Source organism: Pedobacter nyackensis, assembly GCF_032678475.1.
Classification (GTDB): domain Bacteria; phylum Bacteroidota; class Bacteroidia; order Sphingobacteriales; family Sphingobacteriaceae; genus Pedobacter; species Pedobacter nyackensis_A.
On sequence record NZ_JAVTSF010000001.1, the window covers coordinates 1674244 to 1694158 of the forward strand.

Annotated in this window: 12 protein-coding genes; 1 reads left to right on the forward strand and 11 read right to left on the reverse strand. The window is 40.4% G+C overall.

The window, feature by feature from the left end:
* Positions 1 to 10 precede the first annotated feature (10 nt).
* Complete coding sequence (locus R2Q84_RS06735; protein WP_316815769.1) at positions 11 to 1396, forward strand: TlpA disulfide reductase family protein; 1386 nt, start codon at positions 11 to 13, stop codon at positions 1394 to 1396.
* 255 nt (positions 1397 to 1651) lie between these two features.
* Here the strand turns inward: R2Q84_RS06735 and R2Q84_RS06740 are convergent, their stop codons facing one another.
* The 11 genes from R2Q84_RS06740 to R2Q84_RS06790 form a co-directional block, all read right to left on the reverse strand.
* On the reverse strand, positions 1652 to 3100 hold the full coding sequence (locus tag R2Q84_RS06740; RefSeq protein ID WP_316815770.1) for an ATP-binding protein: 1449 nt from the start codon (positions 3098 to 3100) through the stop codon (positions 1652 to 1654).
* 503 nt (positions 3101 to 3603) lie between these two features.
* Complete coding sequence (locus R2Q84_RS06745) at positions 3604 to 3726, reverse strand: hypothetical protein (protein ID WP_316815771.1); 123 nt, start codon at positions 3724 to 3726, stop codon at positions 3604 to 3606.
* Between the two features lie 237 nt (positions 3727 to 3963).
* Entirely contained in the window at positions 3964 to 6513 is a 2550-nt protein-coding gene (locus R2Q84_RS06750) for a family 20 glycosylhydrolase (RefSeq protein WP_316815772.1), read from the reverse strand.
* A 1-nt stretch (position 6514) separates the two neighbouring features.
* A complete protein-coding gene (locus tag R2Q84_RS06755) occupies positions 6515 to 8491 on the reverse strand; it encodes a hypothetical protein (RefSeq protein WP_316815773.1) in 1977 nt (658 codons plus the stop codon).
* A 2-nt stretch (positions 8492 to 8493) separates the two neighbouring features.
* Positions 8494 to 9558: a dihydrodipicolinate synthase family protein gene (locus tag R2Q84_RS06760; RefSeq protein ID WP_316815774.1), complete on the reverse strand. Its 1065-nt coding sequence runs from the start codon at positions 9556 to 9558 to the stop codon at positions 8494 to 8496.
* Positions 9558 to 10574, reverse strand: coding sequence for an NAD-dependent epimerase/dehydratase family protein (locus R2Q84_RS06765; RefSeq protein ID WP_316815775.1), 1017 nt, complete (start codon positions 10572 to 10574; stop codon positions 9558 to 9560). Before R2Q84_RS06765 ends, R2Q84_RS06760 begins: the two co-directional genes overlap by 1 nt.
* Before the next feature lie 15 nt (positions 10575 to 10589).
* Positions 10590 to 11795 (reverse strand): Nramp family divalent metal transporter, encoded by a 1206-nt coding sequence (locus R2Q84_RS06770; protein ID WP_316815776.1) that lies wholly within the window; start codon positions 11793 to 11795, stop codon positions 10590 to 10592.
* 4 nt (positions 11796 to 11799) lie between these two features.
* Positions 11800 to 13287, reverse strand: coding sequence for a PQQ-dependent sugar dehydrogenase (locus R2Q84_RS06775; RefSeq protein WP_316815777.1), 1488 nt, complete (start codon positions 13285 to 13287; stop codon positions 11800 to 11802).
* Positions 13288 to 13290: 3 nt separating this feature from the next.
* Positions 13291 to 14751: a BNR-4 repeat-containing protein gene (locus R2Q84_RS06780; RefSeq protein ID WP_316815778.1), complete on the reverse strand. Its 1461-nt coding sequence runs from the start codon at positions 14749 to 14751 to the stop codon at positions 13291 to 13293.
* A 120-nt stretch (positions 14752 to 14871) separates the two neighbouring features.
* The gene (locus R2Q84_RS06785) at positions 14872 to 16341 is read right to left on the reverse strand and encodes a RagB/SusD family nutrient uptake outer membrane protein (protein WP_316815779.1); all 1470 of its coding nucleotides are present in this window, start codon (positions 16339 to 16341) and stop codon (positions 14872 to 14874) included.
* Between the two features lie 13 nt (positions 16342 to 16354).
* Positions 16355 to 19831 carry a TonB-dependent receptor gene (locus R2Q84_RS06790; RefSeq protein WP_316815780.1) on the reverse strand — a complete coding sequence of 1159 codons (3477 nt, stop codon included), beginning with the start codon at positions 19829 to 19831 and terminating at the stop codon, positions 16355 to 16357.
* Positions 19832 to 19915 lie beyond the last annotated feature (84 nt).

The window sequence follows — 19915 nt, forward strand, 5'->3', positions numbered from 1 at the left end:
TGAAAAACACATGAAACTAAAATTTTTATTCCTTACTATAATAGCTTTAACAACCTCTTCCAAACTATTCGCACAAAATCCTGTTCAGATAACTGCTTCTTTTTCAAGTTCCAGAAAAACCGCCGTGAAATTGTTTAAGGTAATTAATGGCAGAACCACTGAAATTGCAAATGCTATACCGGCTATAAACGGCAGATTCGGTTTCCTTTTCTATCCTGAATATGATGGAATATATGTAATTGGTACGGGTAACGATCTCAATCCGAATCAAAATAATCTATTTTATTTCAAAGGAGGAGATCAACTTGATTTCACCATTTCTGATACGTCCTATGTCTTAAACGGAAAACTAAATTCAAAAGAAAACATTGTTCTAAAACAGTGGCAGGATTTAACCAATCCTCTGTATCAAAAGGCAATAAATTTCATGGGCAAGAACAGTACTTTCAAGGATTATTTCCCTCTGCAAGAGGAAATAGTGGCCAAATCGAAAAAATTCCTTGCTGGAAAAGCTACCGGCAATGCTAAATTCGATAAACAGATCAAGGACATTATGGAAATGGACCTGACCAACTTCGCCACCAATTTCTTAAACACACCGCGTTCTGCACATCCATCCGTAAAAGAATATAGCGAGTTTTACAATACGCTAAAAGCATCTAAAATTGCTCAGACTACCGGAAAAGTATACAATTACCCTTACGGACAAAAGGTCTTATTATCCTTGGTCAGCGTGAACATGCGCCAAGAAGGAAAAGCCTACAAACCAGGTTTAGAAGGAATAGAAACCTTTGCTTCTTATGTCCCTAACGATACTTTGAAGGGAGACATCACTCTTGATTTTATTTCGAGGTACAAAACCTACAATGAGTATAAGGAAGCTATGAACCTTTATGGAAAGTATATACTGACCAAAGCTCAAAAGGACAAAAGCGAAGCATTGTTGTTGCCCTTGCTCACCTATAAAACCGGTACAGACGCTTTTCAGTTTTCTTATCCAGACAAAGACGGCAAAACCATTAGCTTGGCCAGTTTAAAAAACAAGGTAGTATTGGTTGATGTATGGGCAACCTGGTGCGGCCCCTGCAAAGCCGAAATTCCATTTTTAAAACAATTGGAAAAAGATGTAGAAGGCCAACCTATCCAAATCATCAGTCTTTCGACCGACAATCCTAAGGATAAGGAAAAATGGCTAAAAATGATCAAGGATGAAAATTTGGGAGGTCTGCAATTATTTGCTAATGGACCTGGCAACGAGTTTTCTAAGTATTATAAAATCAATGCCATTCCACGCTTTTTGGTATTCGACAAAAATGGAAAGATAGTAACTGTTGATTCCCCACGCCCATCCAATCCGAAACTAAAGGAACTATTGTTGGCCGAGGCCGCAAAATAAAGGTTAGAGGTTTAGGGCCTCTATTTGCGGTAGAGCAGAAAGAATGATTAAATACCAAATATATAAATAAAAAAAGAGGGAATCTCATTACTGAAATTCCCTCTTTCTGAAGTGTCCGTTGACATATTTTTAACGAACGACTTTATTGAAGATTTGAAACGAATAGCATCGTTAGGATCATTAAAGAAGCGTAATGACTAAGGCTACAAGACAACATCGAACTAATTCATGGGATATTACATATTTGTACGGCAACTAATAAACTGGATTTTTCATCTTAAGTGTAATCTCTCCAATGTTGTAGGCATATAAGGAAGAAGGGACAAAAGTAAATTGCAGGTCACCTATCTCTTTTACACCTTGCTTATCTAAGGAGGTTACTAAGGCTTTTTTGAAATCATTTGCTTTACAGAATTGAATTAGGCTACTCAATTCCTGTGGTTTATCAAAATAGCGATTACTCCATTTTATCTCAACGCCCCATACTGGTTTAAATTTTTTGTCATCCAATAGAACCAAATCAACCTCACCCTCTTTTCTATCTTTCCATCTGGCATAGGTAAGATCAAGATTTTCCCGATGCATCCATTGAGATAAGATAGCCGTTTCCACCATATTTCCCATTTCAGCATCTGTCTCAGATATTGGAGAAAATAAAGCTGTCCTTAGTGATGGATTTGTCAAATAAACTTTAAAACTTGTGATTCGTTTCAGTCGCTTCGCATTGATGTCTACTTTATTTAAAACTTTAATTAAAAAAGCTGATTCTAAATACTCTAAGTATTTTTTTAGGGTATCCTTAGGTATACCACTTTCCCTAGACATACTTTCGTACGAAAATTCATTACCAGTATTATAGGCTATGTATGTAAAAAAGCGGTTCAGTTCCTGTACATCTTTAATGCCATAAAGACTTGGTAAATCTCTTAAAAGCACCTTATCAACAATATCATTTTTAACATATCTCCCCATATCACTTTGAATTTTCTCAGACAAAACAACTTCGGGATAACCGCCAAAATTCAAATAGTTGACAAATTCTTTGTTTAATGCTTTAATGTCATGTGTTAGTGTGTATGGAACTTTGTGTTCACCATATTCAATTTCCCCACTCAACACCAGATGATCCATATTTTTTAAGTGAATATATTCCTGAAATGTTAACGGCGGTAACATGAAATCAGTAAATCGTCCAGCACCACTTTCTGTACTATGCCATTTTAAAGCTGCGGCGGCCGAACCTGATACTATAAATTTGGTGTTAGGATAAGAATCCACTAAAACCTTTAAATGGCGTTCCCAATCTTTTAAATACTGTACTTCATCGAAAAAAACATAACAACCATCCAGATTTTGAAGCTTAACAGCATCTCTACCTAAAAAAAGCAAATCTTCCAGGCTCAAACTTAAATAAATAGGATTATCAATACCTACAAAGAATATCTTCTGAGGATCAATACCTTCATGTAGTAGTTTATCTATAGCATGGAACATCATAACAGTCTTCCCTACCCGTCTTGGCCCCATTAGAACAACCGCTCTTCGAATATCTTTTTCTTTAACAAAAGGGAAAAACAAGTCAAAATACAACCTCCTTTGCATCCTTTTATATTCCTCATGTATCTGTTTAGAAATCCACCAAGGGTTTTCATAATGCAAGCGCTCAATAATTTTTTCAGGAGGAATAATACTTGAATTTTTCATAAAATCACTTATTTCACACAAAAATACAAAATAAGTAGATTCAAGACAGTCTATTTTACAAAAATACATGTAAATAAGAAAAATAACTTTAAAAAATCGCTTATACCAACACCACATAAGAATGACGTTCCTTGAGATATATTAAGTTGAACAAACGCACCTATTGGAGAAAGACAACATAAAAGGGCCACAGAATAACCTATAGCCCTTTAATAATTTTCCTGAAAAACTTTAACACTATACTAACACAGTGTTAAAAAAGTGTTCCCATTCGAACTGAACTCAAAAAAATTTATTGATGATTTAAAGAAAATCGCAAGAATTAGTGAGTTGGTTTCTCAGCCCCCCCTTAGTAGAGATTTTGCATTAAAATATAAGCGAACCTGGAAAAAGAAAAAAGATAAAAAATAGCTCCAATAGTGAAATTTGGCAGATAATGATTTTATCCAGGCTCCAAACAATTCCATTCAAATGACCCAAGGTAATCTCTACTATATAACTTATTACGCAGCCTCGTTTTTCAACCGTTTTAAGACCTTTTCCAGACTGGCAATTTTTGCCAGTCTGGATTTTTCTTTATACTGTTCATAGTCGTAAGGGGTAAAATCTTCTTTGTACCTGACCATTCTGTAATAGACAGTTGCGATTTTTCTTGCGGTTGCGATGATCTCGTATTTATGTCCGCCTTTTGCTTTGATTCTTCTGAAATAATCACCCAGCCAATTGTTACTTCGCTTATAAAGCCCTATTTTGATGCGTTTTATCAGAATATCAACTGAAGTACACTTTTCAAGAATAAGCTACCAGCCTCATGCGCCTAGTGGCCTTTTCTAAGAACACCCTTCGCTTAATCTTTATTGGTATCAAAAATGTTTAATACTTATGCTTCTACCTCCTCTGCCCATACTGTTAAATGCCCGAAAGACAATAGTTCCTTTTTCGCTGATTGGTGAAGTATAAATCCGACTATTCAAATCAGGTTCAGTCCCGTCTGTAGTGTAACGAATAGTAAAGCCGGGAAGCTGAAGATTGGCTTTAACCCTACCTGCCTCTACCTTAGCACCAACGGCCGGAATCCTGTAATTAAAACCGCCTGAATAGTGGTCCATCCTTGGGAGTTCACGATTACCTAACAGGTTAGCAAAATTACTCCAGGCCTTCTGATACATGAAATCACTTTTTACTGAATCTGACTCAATGTCCCAGTCGGATCTGGCTGCCCATGCGCGTTCTGCAAATCCCAGTAGTTTAGGAAGTAACATATATTCCAATTCGTTGGCTCCATGGATTTTTTCCGACCAGATCTGAGATTGAAGACCAACAATATTAGATTGTCCAAATTCAGTCAATCGCTCTTTCCCTTTAAAAATATCTTTGTCAACGGGTGATCCGTCAGGCATTTCTTTAGCGGTTCTGTAATAATCAAACGGACTGAAATAAAATGGCTTATCTACATCAAGGAAAGAACTCCAATACAAACCGGGTTCATCAGCATCCTGCTCGTAAGCCAGGTCAAAATAGAAATTGGTTACTGGGGATAACACAACCTTATATCCTGAATTTGCCAATCTATAAGCCAGATCCTCCGCACCCCATCCCCAAACATTATTCCAGACATAAGTATGGAAATTCCTGTTTAAAAAATCAGGATTCGGAATGTACCTGCTATTTCCATCCAGCTTTGTTTTCCTCATTCCCACTTCTTCCCAGCCGGATAGATATAAGCCTCTACTGTCCAACATCTTACTTACTTTATCCAGATAAAAATACCATAATGCATCAAAATCTTTGATAGCCGGCTGCTCCTTCATCAGTCTGTTAATTGCGGGCGATAACTGCCATACTCCAACCGGCACCTCATCTCCTCCCATGTGAATGGTATTTAAAGGACTTCCGGCTTCCCTGTACATTGCCCTTATTTCGTCAATAACCTGCTCTATAAAGGCATAGGTAGATGGCAACGCTATATTCATCACATTATCTTTATACCCTTGAACCGAACGATAAACGGAGTGGTCCAAAGTATCCCTTAACAGATACCTACGGGCTTCTTCTGGGCGCCCAAGTTTCATCAAACGACGGTAACGTGCATCCATCGCCTTAATGGCCGCACGTGCATGCCCGGGTGTTTCAATTTCGGGGATTACCTTAATGTGCCGTGCATTTGCATACTTCAGAATCTCTATAAAATCCAGACGGCTGTAAAAGCCACTTCCAGATCCTGCCTCCGGATCGGGACCAGAACCATATGCTGGTCTGAGATGATTATTTTCATCAATGGTATGCCCTCTTTTAGCACCAACTGTGGTAAGTTCTGGTAAAGAAGGTATTTCCAATCTCCAGCCTTCATCATCACTGAAATGGAAATGTAAAGTATTTAGTTTATATAAAGCCAAAAGATCAATCAGCTTGAATATTTCCTTCTTAGTCTGAAAATTTCGGGCAACGTCCAGCATAAACGAACGGTAAGAAAAACGAGGTTGATCTTGCACCTCCGCAAACGGAACAGTTACACTTGAAACCGGCATTTTCCATACCGAAACCGGAAACATCATTTTTAAAGACTGAATGCCATAAAACACACCGGCTTTTGTAGAAGCTCCTATAACAATCCCTTCCTGCTTAATACTTAAAGTGTAACCTTCTTCGGCAAGCCCCTCAACTTTCTTCAAAATCAATCTCCTTGACGGGACTTTGGAGTTAACTTTTATAGTCAATTTTTCACCTAGTATCTTTTTAAATGTTTCATTCAGTAACTCCGCTTCAGCTCCAAAAAAAACATCATAAACCAAAAAAACTTCATTATCTAGCTCAAAGCTACCTTTACCTGCACGATAAGCAACAGGTGAAGGCAGTATTGGCTGCAGCTGATCATCAGCAATAACTTTAGTCAGTTCGTTCTTCTCATAAATAACTGCCGGATTCAATTTTAAATTATCCCTTTCTTGCGCAGGGATATGTTTCACTTTGAAGTGAGGCCGCTGCAATGCCTTATGTTCATCTGAGTTGTGTACAAAGTACAAACCAGAAGGGGCATCCGTATAATTCTTTGACTTACCTTCAGCTATATACTTGATAATTAAAGACGCAGTAGGAGGAATGATTGCAGAACGGGACAAAGGAACTATCCGACAAAACTCTCCGCTTACATTCTCAAACCTAATGTTTTCAGCAAAGGTCTTAACAAATGTTCTGGGGTACGAAAAATACATTTTAAGTTCCCCCAGGTTGAGACTTACACTGCTATTATTGGTTATCGTAAAAGCAGCCAGGAACTGAGACTTACCCTGATAATTATTTTCAAGCAATTGCCACTCCACTTGTAATTTACCGGTATCAAACTTTGCCGACTGAGCGTAAACTGCGAAGGTAAGTCCCTTTAAAAGTAAACAAAAAAACAATAACTTCTTCATCTTATTTACCCTCTTTATTTACAGTATATCGCCAAAGTTCCTTTGTCCGTCTGAAATAAAGATTTCCATCCTTATCCATAGCTAGTAGGCTGGCTCCCTTAACCAACATCGTTAGTGTTTTTGTTTTCGGATCTATTTTAAATAAATGATCGTTACCAGTTCCATATACCTCTCCTGAAGGATGAACCACAAGTGCGCCTCCCCTCCAGACATGACTGGTAAGCGGAGGAACATCGTATAATTTATGAGTCGATATCACTGCTCTCTTTTCTGTATCAAAAATAAAAAGCATCCCTCCTGCAATTCCCCACACATGTCCGTCCGGGCCATTGATCATACAGGTAATGGCTGCCGCACCGGGTACAGGAACCAATTCAAATTCCTTTGTATTTGTAGTTGTGTTCCAACCAAAAAGTACAGCCTCCTTTGCAGTGGGTTTTACACCCAATCCACCTGAAATAGTAGTACCCGCCAATACCAGACCTTCAGATTCAACAAGACTGGCAATAGCATGTAAAGGGATAACTTCTCCAAATGAGGTAAGTTGGTCGCTTGTTTTATTGTATACCACCAATGCTCCTCCAAGCTTACCATACTCCGGAATCATACCGAACACCATTTTCTGCTCCTTGTCAAGACTGAGTGCAGCAAAAGAGCGGCTCTGCCCTTCAATTTCTCCAATTTTACGTGGATTATTGCTGTCAGGATTCCATTTCCCCTCTGTATTATAAACATAAAACCTACCCTTTGGATAAATTCCAAAATAAATAGAATTCCCCTGAACAGCCATTCCCTCTGTTTGGTCAAGTCCACTGTACCTCACATTCTTTCCCGTCGCCGGATCGTATGTAGCATGCCCGCCAGCAAGATAGCCACCCATCCATATTTTTTCATCAGGTCCGTATAAGATTGCATTAATTGGAATCGGTTGTTGCGGAATATTCAGCTTTTTCCGCTCAGCTTTGCCATTTTCCGGATTGTACTTCACCAAAGTTCCGGTAGCGGTTAAAATATATATTTTTTTATCCCTCCCCATGGCAATTGCATTCGCAGTCCCCATATCAAAGACCAAAGCTTTTGCCAACTGTACAGAGCCCGAGGGGTCAAAACTCATCAAATTGGATTTCGAAGTATAAAACACCTTACCATTTACCCTATCACTATAGACCATCTTCATGTCCATATCCTCGATTTCCTGCTCCACCTGCCGTGTCTGCAGATTATAAACAAGCGTTTTGCGGCCCGAGGTAAGCAATACAAACAATCTATCTACACCATCCTTTCCCCTTACCTGTTCAAGTCCATACACAAACTCCATCGATTTGTATTTTTCCGGAAGAATATCTTTTTTAATCCCGCTTACCGGATCTATTTCTATTAAATGCGCATGAGAGCCTATCCCGGCATATAACAAACCCGTTTCTTTATGAAAAGCCAGACTTCTGACATAATTTTCTCCAACCACCAAAGGCCCCTTACCTACATCCGAAAAACCGTCCTTAGGATGGTACCTGAATACCCTGCAGCCCGGATAAGTAGCACCGAATATTTCGCCTTCCTTCCCCACAGTCAAATTCCACACATAGGTCTCCCCTTTCAGAGCCATACCAAGATTCTCAACGATCTGTGTCCCGGGACGATGCCGGAACAAAAAACCACTTGCTCCGGGAATGTATAAATAGCCATCTGAAGAATAAGCCATGTCCCATGCGCCGTCAGCCCCCTCCAATTCTTTATCCAATATCAGCTGACCTGATTTAACTTCATAACCCAGCAAATGAGCGGGTTCCCCCCTAACAACTGTAAATACCAGTTCTTTCCCCTTACTATCGGTTAGGAAAGTACTTCCCTGAATCATTGCAGCGCCTACCTGCACGCCCAGGTTTGTTAATTTCCCGTCATTTTGCTGAGCTTTTCCAGCTGAAGAAAAAACTGTGGTTAGGCACATTAGCATCAGGAATCTTAGATATCTGTTCATGTTTAATTTTTATTTAGCTTAAGGAAATCCGTTACAAATTCATCATCAATAAGTCCAGGATAAGCCTTACATACCCTGGTTATTTCATCCGCCTGGCCATCAGAAAGTTGTTCATCAGGATTTAAACACCAGGTGCCTTTGAGCAGTCCCTGTCTTTTCAGTACTTCATGGATACCAGGAATACAGCCATGAAAAGCATGTGCAGGATCAAATATCGCCGCATTCATATCTGTAACCTGCAGTCCTTTACTCAGCAATGACGCCATGTTTGCATAGCCATTTGCTTTGCAGGCTTTAACTTCCTCAAACAACTGCACCGAGGCTTTTGTCCATACGGCCCAATGGCCTAATAAACCGCCTATAAACTCCTTTTCTACTGTTACTCCGTTTACCTCAAACCTATAGGTGCTGAGTAGATCGGCAACAATGTTGTCATCATTCCCCGTATATAAAGCTATTTTCTCACTTCGGGAAGAATTACATATCGCCCGCACAACATCTAATGTTTGATATCGGTTGAAAGAGGCTACTTTAATCGCCTCCACATTTTCAATTTCGCTGAATTGCAACCAGAAATCATAGCTAAAGATTCGTCCCCCAACACTCGGCTGCAAATAAAAACCGAACACCGGCATCACTGCGGCCACAGTTTTTACGCGTTCTAAAATCTGAGCTTCTGTCCAGCCTTGTAAACCACCCATACTCAAAAGACCCATATCATAACCATACTTCAGTGCTGTCTGTGCTTCTTCGACAGCCTGTTTTGTCAGACCACAGATACCCGCAATTTTGATAAATGGCCTGTCTAAACCAGCTTTATCTATTTCTTCAGCAGCCAGTTTAAGTACAATTTCATAAAGATTTATTCCCGGATCCCTGATTTCGAATTGTGTACTATGTACCCCTACGGCAATTCCTCCGGTACCCGCTGCCATATAATAACGAGTTAATAAGCGCTGTTGTGCTTCATCCAGCCTCCGCTCAGCCGTTAAAGCCAGTGGATGTGCGGGAATAATTGTTCCAGCGTCGAGGAACTGTTTCAGTTCAGGTTTAAGTTGCTGTGCCATTAGAATTGTCCCTTCCTTTCCTGAAAGTGTGTAGGCTTATTGGAAATTTTGCCACCTCCCTGTAACCAGCTGACCGTCATCTCCATCATTTCGCGGATCGTTACTCTTGGGTAACCAAACAGCTTATGTGCTTCAGAAGCATTATTTAATAATGCGGTAGGTTGAACTTCGTTTTCGAACAAAGGTATTTTCCCCATTAACAGTCCAAATTGTTCCGCCAGCCATTTTACAGATAGTGTTTCAGGTCCGGTTACGTTAAGAATTTTAGTCGGCGTACTGCAATGCAATAATGATCTGATCGCAATTTCATTGGCATCGCCCTGCCAGATCACATTTACGTTTCCGGTGGTCAGGTCAATCGGCCTTCCTTCGTTTACCGATTTAGCGATTTCCAGTAATACTCCATAACGAAGATCTATCGCATAGTTCAATCGGTAAATTAACGTTGGCGTATGGTTCTTTTCTGAGAAATATTGGAAGATCCGCTCCCGCCCCAAACAAGACTGACCGTATTCACCTACCGGTGCTACCGGATGATCTTCAGAAAAACCACCGCTGCTCACCTGTGTAAAAGGGTATACATTCCCTGTTGAAAACGCGACTATTTTTGAGTGCTTATAACGTTCTACAACACGTCCGGGAAGATAGGTATTCATTGCCCAAGTAAAAGCTTCTTTCCCTGTAGTACCAAATTTGGTACCGGCCAGGTAAATGATATTAGCGGCATCCGGCAGAGCCAAAAGGTCAGCTTCATTCAGCAAATCCGCAGATATGGTTTCTATTCCCGCAGCTTCCAGTTCTTCCCGTGCCGATGGATCAGAAAAGCGGGATACGCCGATGATTCTTTTCTTGATACCGGCCTGATCTACGGCCAGTTTAGCTAATTTAGCCATACTTGGCCCCATTTTCCCACCTACGCCAAGCAACATGATGTCGCCTTCAATTTTTTGTATATCAGCGATCAGTCTTTCAGATGGCTTTAATAATTCTTGTTCCAGTTGTTCTAGTTCAGTCATTTTCTGTGTATCAATTTATTTTAAAAACAGTTCTTTTACATTGCTTAAAGCAAGAAACAGGAGAATCAGCAAGCCTAGTCCAGCTAAAATTTTGGAGAACCATGTGTTTACCTGTGTACCCATAATTTTTCGATCATTGGAAATGGCATACATCGCTATACCTATAAAAGGAACCAGGAAAATGGTTACACTTTGCGCAAAAACGATGAGTTCCAGTGGAAGTTTACCAAATTTAATGGCTATTGCAGCGCCAAATATCATGACAAGGGCAATCAATAATTTAACAGGCTTCGAGTTCAACTGGCTGCCTTTACCCAGGGCATCACCTAGCAAAACACCGCCTACGGTAGCATTCCCCACCAGCGACGAAAAGGAAGCACCAAAAAGTCCAACGAGGAAAAAAGTAGCTGCGGCACTGCCAAAGAGCGGTTCGAGCGCCCTGGCCATATCTGAAGCATTGTTAACTTTAATTCCCTTGGTATTCAGTACCGCCGCCGCGCAAATCATGACGATAGCACTCATGATTCCCAATATGATTATTCCGGTAAGGCTATTACTTCTTTTTTCCCTGATTTCAGGATTAACTTTTATTCGTTCCTGTACCAGGTAGCTTTGATAAAAAGCACCAACGATAGAGAAGCAGGAAGCAAAAAAGGCAATTACCAATCCGGTTGATCCTGCGGGAAGCTCGGGTATGAATCCACCTGCAATTCCCGCAATACTCGGCCGCGCAAAAAACAAAGTGGTTACAAACGCAAAAAGCATCAATGCGACTAAAAAGATCATCAGTTTCTCAAGTACTTTATAAAAGGCACGAAAGAAAAGTAAACTGATTCCCAATAGATTAAATATGACAATCCAAAGTGTAGCAGAAGTGCCACTTGCTTCAGCAACTGCGATCCCTACACCTACCGAATTACCAGCCTGAAAAGAGGTGGCCACAAGAAAAATACCCATTCCAACAGCTACTGCGGCAGCGTTACCCCATTTCTGCCGGATGGTTGTCAATAAGGACTGCTGTGTTGCCACACCAATCCTTGCGCCAATCATGGTAAAAATGGTCATAAAAAAAATTGCAACAATAACAATCCACAATAAACTATAACCATAATCTGCCCCAAGCTTGGAGGTGATGGTCATTTTACTGGGACCGAATACCAGTGCCGCCGTAATGATTCCGGGTCCTAGTGAAAGAAGTCCTTTTTTTAGTTTTACAAACATTTCTTTATCTCTTTTGGTTAATCTGTTCTTTTTGAATTTCCATCCCTTTATTGCCCCAGCTGTTTCTGATATAATTTAGTACAGCCGCAAGTTCCGCATCAGGTAAAAATCCAAACGCAGGCATTTGCTGTGCTGATCCTGATTTCCCTTTGAGTACCGTATGGATAAGTGTAGTTGCTCTGCCTGTCACTATTGTCGAATTAACGAGCGCCGGGAATATACCTTCAACCCCTTTTCCATCCTCCTTATGACAAGACGCACAGTATTGAGTGTATAGTGCCTTTCCATCTACTAAAGCTGGTTTAACAGGTATATGACCCCTCAAGGCATCGGGTTTCAACGCCCTGGAAACACTAATTTTCAGTATCCTGTCATCCCCTTTTAAAGGAAAACCAGGGCCTGGATTCCAATCGCGGTTACTGGTACTGATAAAAACAGCACCATCGTTACCCACACAGACGTCCCGAAGTCGACCGTAGCGTTTGTCAAAGTATATCCATTCGTCTGTTATTTCCCCTCCTTTGTCATCCAGTTTCAACATCCTCAAACTCTGACCTTTTAGTGTAGTCATCAATAGACTATTGTGCCATTCAGGAATTTCATTGCTGCCATAGTAATCCAAGCCCGAAGGTGCGATTACCGGTGTCCAAGAACGCAAAGGTTCTATAGTTTTCCATTGTTGTGCAAACCACTTTTCTTCCGGCAAGTCATGCATACCTTCGATATTCGACCAGCCATAGTTTCGACCAGGTTCAATCAAATTCACCTCATCCTCAATGGCATCGCCATGTTCAGAAGTATAAAGTTTTCCACCAGTACTATAGGTAAGTCCCTGAATATTGCGAAATCCCAGGGCCCATACGTAACTTCCTGGATAAGGATTATCTGCAGGAATACTCCCATCTATGTTCAATCTTAAAACTTTACCGTTCAAGCACTTTAAATCCTGAGCGTTTTTATTGTCATGCGCATCGCCCGTAGCCCATATCAGTTTTCCGTCTGGGGAAATTTTAACGCGAGAACCGTTATGACCGGTGTTTCCATTAATCTCCAATAAAAGTTCAGGTTTGGTTAATACATGATGTGCATAGGTATATTTCATCAACCTGGAAAAAATGGAGCTATCTCTTTTGACCGTATAATTAAGAAATACGAAGGGATGTCTGGCAAAGTCGGGATGAACCGTTATTCCAAGCAGCCCCGTTGTACGCTTTTTAAATACGTCTTTGATATGCAGAACAAGGTACTTTTCACCAGTTTCCTGATCTATTCTGTAAACCTTTCCGGCCTGTTCAGTAACCCATAAAAACCCATCCTGCCCGAACTCCAAATCCCAGGGCACATCCATTCCGGTTACCAGTTCTTCCACCTGCAAGAAGGTATGCTCTAGCTCCAGGTGATCCACTATTTTTAATCTCGTCTTTTTAGAAGTCCGAGGTTCTCCACAGGAGAATAGCAGTACCGACAGCATCAAAATCCAATATCTGCCCATGAACTATTTTTTTTGAAGCTTTACCTTTTTTGGCTTAGCGAAATCGGCCTTCATTTCTTCCGGCAACAAGTAAACATTTCCTTTTTTATCTGCGAAATACAAGTGTGAGGCTGACTTTTTCCTTCCATGTCCATCAGCCCAGAAAGCATAAAACCCATCCTTTACATTTACAGGTTTGCGCGCATAAGAATGATTGTAAAGGCTATTTTGTGTCAAAGCTTTAGCTTTCCAGCTTTTACCTTGATTGTTACTCGTCCATAGCACCATCTCCCCTCCGGTATTATATGCCTGAGGTCCCTGAGCAGTTGGCCCGATGATTCGCCATACGCCTTTGTCGTCTACATACAAAGAGCCCATATCATAATTATTATCAGAGTCCGTTACAGGCAATATTTCCCATTCAGTCCCTGTAAATCTTGCCGTATGCCATGTCCTTGGACCATTTTTAGGACCAGCCTCATATCCTTTACCAGTTAGATAAAGAATAATTGGATGACCTTTTTTATCAAAAGCCAGGTCATTGATATACACGTTTAAACCCATACTATAATAATCTTTAACCAGCGCAGGGTTATCAATGGTGCTTAAAGGTAGTTGAAGTGTTTTACCCTGGACATTAGTCCAGCTTTTACCAAAGTCCTCACTTTGTATATAATATAGATTTGAACGGTAATTTAAACCATTCTCATTCAGTTTAACGGGATGGAAGTTAAATGAAGTAGCCAGTTTATGCTGATACTGACCACTGGTTTGATAATGTCCCTCTTCAATCGTAGCCAAATCAATCCATTCACCGTATTTGATTCCATCCGCTGAAGTCATGTAACTAATTGTCCTTCTTGGCTTGGTTGGTTGTCCAGGAATAACTTTCCTGTCGTAATGCGTAAAAAGGTTGATAAAACCATTCTCTGGTTGGTACCAGCTCTGTAAATAAGAGAAATTATCCATTGCCACAATTTCTCTATTTACGGTTTTGGTGGCTTGAACCTGCGTAAAAACAGAAATATCATAAGGTTTTAAACTTTTGTGTACATAAGCAGGACTATTGGTACCATGTGCAGTAGAAAACAACCATATAAAGCCCTCCTTATCTATGTTCATGACAGGATTGTCGTGTGCATTGTCAGTTTTTTTATCCAGCAAAATCGTTGGTTTCGGCACCATTCCTGTCCGGTGGTCAAAGTAAGAAACCATGTGCAATAATGTTTTTCCAGCTTTATCTGTTCCACCATAGCAGAAGAAGGTTTTGTCGACCGCCTTGACATATACTGAAAAAGGATAGTGATTTGCAGGATATGTACCTAAGCCCCCACTGTATTTGTAAACATATTCATCATTAGAGGGTTGATTGCTATACCAGATACCACGATAGCCCTCATCTTTTTGGTTAAGTGTTAATTTTTGGGCTTGTACGATCCCGCACCAGCAAACAGCAAAAAACAGCAAAAACATCAATCTCTTCATAGGGTTGCAGACAGTTAAAAACAGTAAAAACTAAACATTAAAATTCAAGTCAGACACTGCAGCAACAGTGTTGACGGATATAAAAGTATGGGGGTAAAAGATCCCCCAAACTGAAATAAGTTAATTAGGATACAGGGGGTTTTGAATAATCACACCAGGATTGATATCGATCTGACTTTGTGGTACAGGAAACACAACATGATGTGCCTGCATTCCAAGCGGGCCTAATACAGCTAATGCTCTGCCAGTCCTAACCAGGTCAAACCAACGGTGGCCTTCAAATGCAAGCTCTACCCTTCTTTCCTGCTCAATAGCTAATCTAAAGGCAGCCTGATCAGCAAGTCTTAAAGCAACGATAGGGTTATTGCTGGTCTTATTTGCAAGCCCGGCCCTTGCCCTGATCTGGTTTAAATAGCCAAATGCAGATCCATCAGGTACATAACCAATCTCATTTAAAGCTTCGGCATACATCAGCAAAACATCTGCATACCTTAACACAATCCAATTGTTATCACTATCCAAACTTGCTGCAGGCACACCAGCATACTTAACAACATAATTATGCATTACTGTGTTAGCACCCAGTACATAGCTGTTACGCATAGAAACTGCTTTCCTTAAATCATTCGTCTCGTAAGCATTGTTCATATCTGCTGTAGGGATATTCTGACCAAGCGGATTACCAATTGATACAACGGCGGTACCAGATCCAATAGGCGCGAATTGATTGGTGAACGGACTCCCTTCACCTCCCGAACCTTTCTTAAACTGAACTTCAAAAATAGACTCTCTGTTGTTCTCATTTGCGATTCCGAATACACTTGCATAGGCAGGAAGGAATTGATATTTATTGAGGTTAACCTGATCGATCACTTCTTTAAGTTTCTGAGAAGCCAGGTCCCATCTTCTTTGAGTTAAGTAAACTTTGCCCAGCAAACTCATGGCAGCCCCCTTAGTTGCACGTCCAATATCAGCGCCTGTATATTCGTAATTCAGACTCAGTTCCGCATCTTTAAGGTCAGCAATAATCTGATCATAGACTAGGTTTGCAGCTTCCCTTTTGTATTTATAACCTTCTTCAGGGTTAGTGATCACTTCAGTTACCAATGGAACATCCCCGAAAATCCGAACCAGATTAAAATACATCAGTGCTCTTAAGAACTTTGCTTCACCTGTATATCTGGCTTTTAGATTTTCATCCATGCTTACTGTCTTAATTTTCTCAATCACAATATTGGTAGACTGAATAGCCTGATAATGACCTGACCAGGTGGTACTGCTGATAGAGTTGGTCGCCAAATTCTGGAATTTGTCTACAGCATCCTGATCTGCACCAGCATTAACATTTGTGATTTCGGTATTGTCAGAACGCAAATCACCGATAATGTGTATAGAAGAATAATATAAACCTCCGTACTGTAAACCTCCATAAGCAGCTGTAAGTGCATTTTTCATATCCTCGGCCGTTTTATAAAAGTTGGTGCCATTTTGCTGCGCTATCGGAGCCAGTTCCAAAAATCCCTTTTTGCAACTGCTAGCAGAAAATAATACAATTAATCCTGCGGCGAATAATGTCTTAATATGTTTCATATCTATCATTGTATTAGAATCCAAAATTTAAACCAAACATAAACGTACGGGCCAGCGGATAACCTCCTGAGTCGACACCCGGCACCAGAGGATTCGCGCCCTCCACACTAACTTCAGGATTATAACCTTCGTAATTCGTAAATGTAAAGGCATTCTGAACAGTGAAACTTAATCTTGCATTTGCTACTTTTAAAGTCTTCAATACAGAAGAAGGTAAATTATATCCTAAAGTGATATTTCTGATCCTTAAGAAGGAGCCGTCTTCTACAAATTGAGAAGTAACACTGTTCACTACAGAACTGGCACCTACGGCGCCAAAATTACGATCAATCTGAGGACTTACACCATCCCCTGGATTAGATTCCGATTTCCAGCCGTTTGCGGTACTGCTCAGCACGTTGTAAGAACCCGCATAATTACCGTAAAAACGTCTGGCCGCATTTAAAACTTCAAAACCTTGTACCCCTTGTAAAGTAAAGGCGAAATCGAAGTTTTTATAAGAGAAACTATTAGTCATGCCATAAGTAAAGTCAGGAAAAGGACTTCCTATAGTTGTTCTGTCATTGGCCGTAATCACACCGTCACCATCCACATCCGCAAACTTAAGCTGACCTGGCTTAGAAGTCTTAACGCCGGAGGCATTTTGAAACGCCGCGTTGTTCGCTACATCATCAGCATTTTGATAAACACCTAAAACTTTATAACCATAAAAAGAACCCGGCTCAGCGCCAATCTCTGTAATGTGTGTAGAACCCGCCGCAAATGTCGTTTGTCTGGCCAGGATAGGCGAACCATCAGGCCCTAGTGCAGACACTTTGATATTATTTGTAGAGATATTAAAATCGGTTGTCCATTTAAATTCTTTTAACATATTTCTACTGGTAATTGTAAACTCGAAACCTTTATTTTTAATCTCTCCGATATTACGCAACGCATTGCTGTAGCCTGTTAAAGTTGGCACCGGCACATTCAGCAATAAGTCTGAAGTTGTCTTTTTATAATAATCGAAAGACATCGAGAAACGGTTCTGAAGTAACGAAAGTTCCAGACCAAGATCCAACTGTTTGTTTCTCTCCCAGCCTAACAATGAGTTTTCTATACTTATCAGTTTGATACCGTTATTCACACCACCGCCACTTGCACCGAAAACGTAATTCTCAATTCCGGTTAAACCAATAGATCCGTAGTTAGTGATAAAATTATTTCCGGTTAAACCATAGCTTGTTCTTAATCTCAATTCACTCAGCCAGCTCACATCTTTCAGAAAATTTTCTTCAGACATTCTCCACCCTAAAGATACAGACGGGAAAGAACCCCATTTATTGTCGCCACCAAAACGAGACGAACCATCGCGTCTGAATGTTGCAGTTAACAAATATTTGTCATTAAAGCTGTAATTGATACGTGCTAAATAAGAAAGCAATGACCATTCCTGCGGACCTGAACCCGGGCTGGTCGTCACTAAACCAGCGGCGTTAACGGTTTTCACTAAATCGTTAGCATAGTTGGTTCCGTTTAATACCGTTAAATCTGTCTTTTCCTTTTGAATCGTATACCCTGCCAATACATCAAATGAATGTTTGTCAATCTGCTTTTTGTAATTCAGCGTAAACTCTGACAACCAATTTTTGCTACTGGAGTCTTCATAAGTGCCTGTAGGCAATTTTGTAGCATTTACACTATTTGGATTAATTACAGAAGGGTTGAAAATATCTTCCTCGAAGTTTCTGAAATCAACGCCGACTAAAGTTTTAAAATTTAAATCTTTCAGGATGTTAATGTCTACAAAAGCAGTCCCCAATAACCTGAGGTTACCTTGCTGATGAAAATATTCCTTCGCAATTTTCACCGGATTGTCTACTTCGCTGGTACCAATACCCTGACCGGTTATTTTCGTATAATTTCCATTTGCGTCATAAGGAGTTAAGTGCGGACCAGCAGTCAGAGCAGATTGAATGATCCCTCCCCCCTGCCAGTTTCCTTCTACCAGCCCCTGGTTTGAGAAATTATAAGATGGCGTAATGTTAGCACCAACTTTTATGCTTTTATTTACCTGTGACTCTACATTCAGCCTAAAAGAATACCTTTTTAAATCTGTATTTAAAACTACCCCCTGTTGGGTTAAATAGCCACCTGAAAGGAAATATTTTGTTTTTTCGTTACCTCCGGAGAAACTCAACTGGTAATTGCTCATTGGAGCGGTTCTGAAAATTTCGTTCTGCCAGTCTGTACCTGTACCTAACGATTCCGGATCAGTAAATATGGCAGGTAAGTTATACATCACATTGTTACGGACTGTATTGGGATCAGTTATCAAGCGACCCGGGCCAGAATTCACCCAGGCATTATTTCTGGCTTCATTAATATACACCGCAAATTCTTTGGCATTTAATACATCCAATGTTCTTTCCACCTGTTGTACACCTGTATTTATACTGAAATCAATTTTAGAAGCTCCGGATTTTCCAGATTTGGTGGTGATTATAACTACCCCGTTTGAACCTCTAGATCCATAGATAGCCGTTGCAGAAGCATCTTTTAACACCTGAATATTGTCTATATCCGCAGGATTAATTGTACTCAACGGATTATTTCTCTGGTTGTAATCGTTCGTTACCGGAAAGCCGTCTACAACATATAGAGGCTCATTCCCTGCACTTAAGGATCCAGCCCCCCTAATTCTTACCGAAGCACCACCACCAGGAGCGCCTGTTGCCTGAGTAACCTGCACACCTGCCATTTGACCGGCCATTGCCTGATCCAGACTAACCACCGGCTGATCTTTGATTTTCTGGGCATTCATAGAACTGATTGAACCAGTAATATCTTTCTTTTGCTGGGTACCATACCCCACAACTACAACTGTATTTAAGCTCTGGTTATCCTCTTTTAAAGAAACCTGAATTACGGTTTTATTGCCAACAATTATTTCCTGCGGGATATAACCCGTATAAGAAATGACCAATACCGCTGTTTCAACTAAATCATTGAAGCTGAAATTCCCGTTGGCATCTGCAGCAGTTACTTTGCCGGTGCCTTTTACTTTGATCACCGCTCCCGGAAGCGGTTGTCCCTTCTCATCCACAACCCGGCCTTTAACCTCTACCGCCTTTTTTACCGGCTGATGATCAGCAATTTTGACAATAATCGTCTTACTGTCAATCGTATAAATGAAAGGCTGGTTTTTAAAACTCTCTTCCAATGCTTTCTGCAGGCTCACCCCCTTCAGGTTAAGCGTTACAGGCTTGGCCTTTACCAGCTCAGTGTATTTATAAAAAAAATAATAACCACTTTGTTCCCCTATGGAGATAAGAGCCTTTTCCAATGAAATATTTTTCCCTGTTAAGGTAATACTTTGCGAAAAGCTCTTTGCACTGATCTGCAGGCAGCCTAAAATTAATAAAGTAATGGTTAGTTTCATTGCCAGAAACATTTTTGAGGGGAGTAATCCAGACAATATCCGGATTTTACCGTAAACATTTAATTGCATACTTTTGTAAAGTTTGGGTTAGTTAGTAAGTTCTCACACAGATTTTATGGGCTTAATCCAGACGGTCTTTTCTTTTAGAATAGA

Excerpts from the sequence above, each read along its gene's own strand:
- R2Q84_RS06735 (WP_316815769.1), top strand. The coding sequence starts at position 11 with ATGAAACTAAAATTTTTATTCCTTACTATAATAGCTTTAACAACCTCT.
- R2Q84_RS06740 (WP_316815770.1), bottom strand. The coding sequence starts at position 3,100 with ATGAAAAATTCAAGTATTATTCCTCCTGAAAAAATTATTGAGCGCTTG.
- R2Q84_RS06745 (WP_316815771.1), bottom strand. The coding sequence starts at position 3,726 with ATGGTCAGGTACAAAGAAGATTTTACCCCTTACGACTATGAACAGTAT.
- R2Q84_RS06750 (WP_316815772.1), bottom strand. The coding sequence starts at position 6,513 with ATGAAGAAGTTATTGTTTTTTTGTTTACTTTTAAAGGGACTTACCTTC.
- R2Q84_RS06755 (WP_316815773.1), bottom strand. The coding sequence starts at position 8,491 with ATGAACAGATATCTAAGATTCCTGATGCTAATGTGCCTAACCACAGTT.
- R2Q84_RS06760 (WP_316815774.1), bottom strand. The coding sequence starts at position 9,558 with ATGGCACAGCAACTTAAACCTGAACTGAAACAGTTCCTCGACGCTGGA.
- R2Q84_RS06765 (WP_316815775.1), bottom strand. The coding sequence starts at position 10,574 with ATGACTGAACTAGAACAACTGGAACAAGAATTATTAAAGCCATCTGAA.
- R2Q84_RS06770 (WP_316815776.1), bottom strand. The coding sequence starts at position 11,795 with ATGTTTGTAAAACTAAAAAAAGGACTTCTTTCACTAGGACCCGGAATC.
- R2Q84_RS06775 (WP_316815777.1), bottom strand. The coding sequence starts at position 13,287 with ATGGGCAGATATTGGATTTTGATGCTGTCGGTACTGCTATTCTCCTGT.
- R2Q84_RS06780 (WP_316815778.1), bottom strand. The coding sequence starts at position 14,751 with ATGAAGAGATTGATGTTTTTGCTGTTTTTTGCTGTTTGCTGGTGCGGG.
- R2Q84_RS06785 (WP_316815779.1), bottom strand. The coding sequence starts at position 16,341 with ATGAAACATATTAAGACATTATTCGCCGCAGGATTAATTGTATTATTT.
- R2Q84_RS06790 (WP_316815780.1), bottom strand. The coding sequence starts at position 19,831 with ATGCAATTAAATGTTTACGGTAAAATCCGGATATTGTCTGGATTACTC.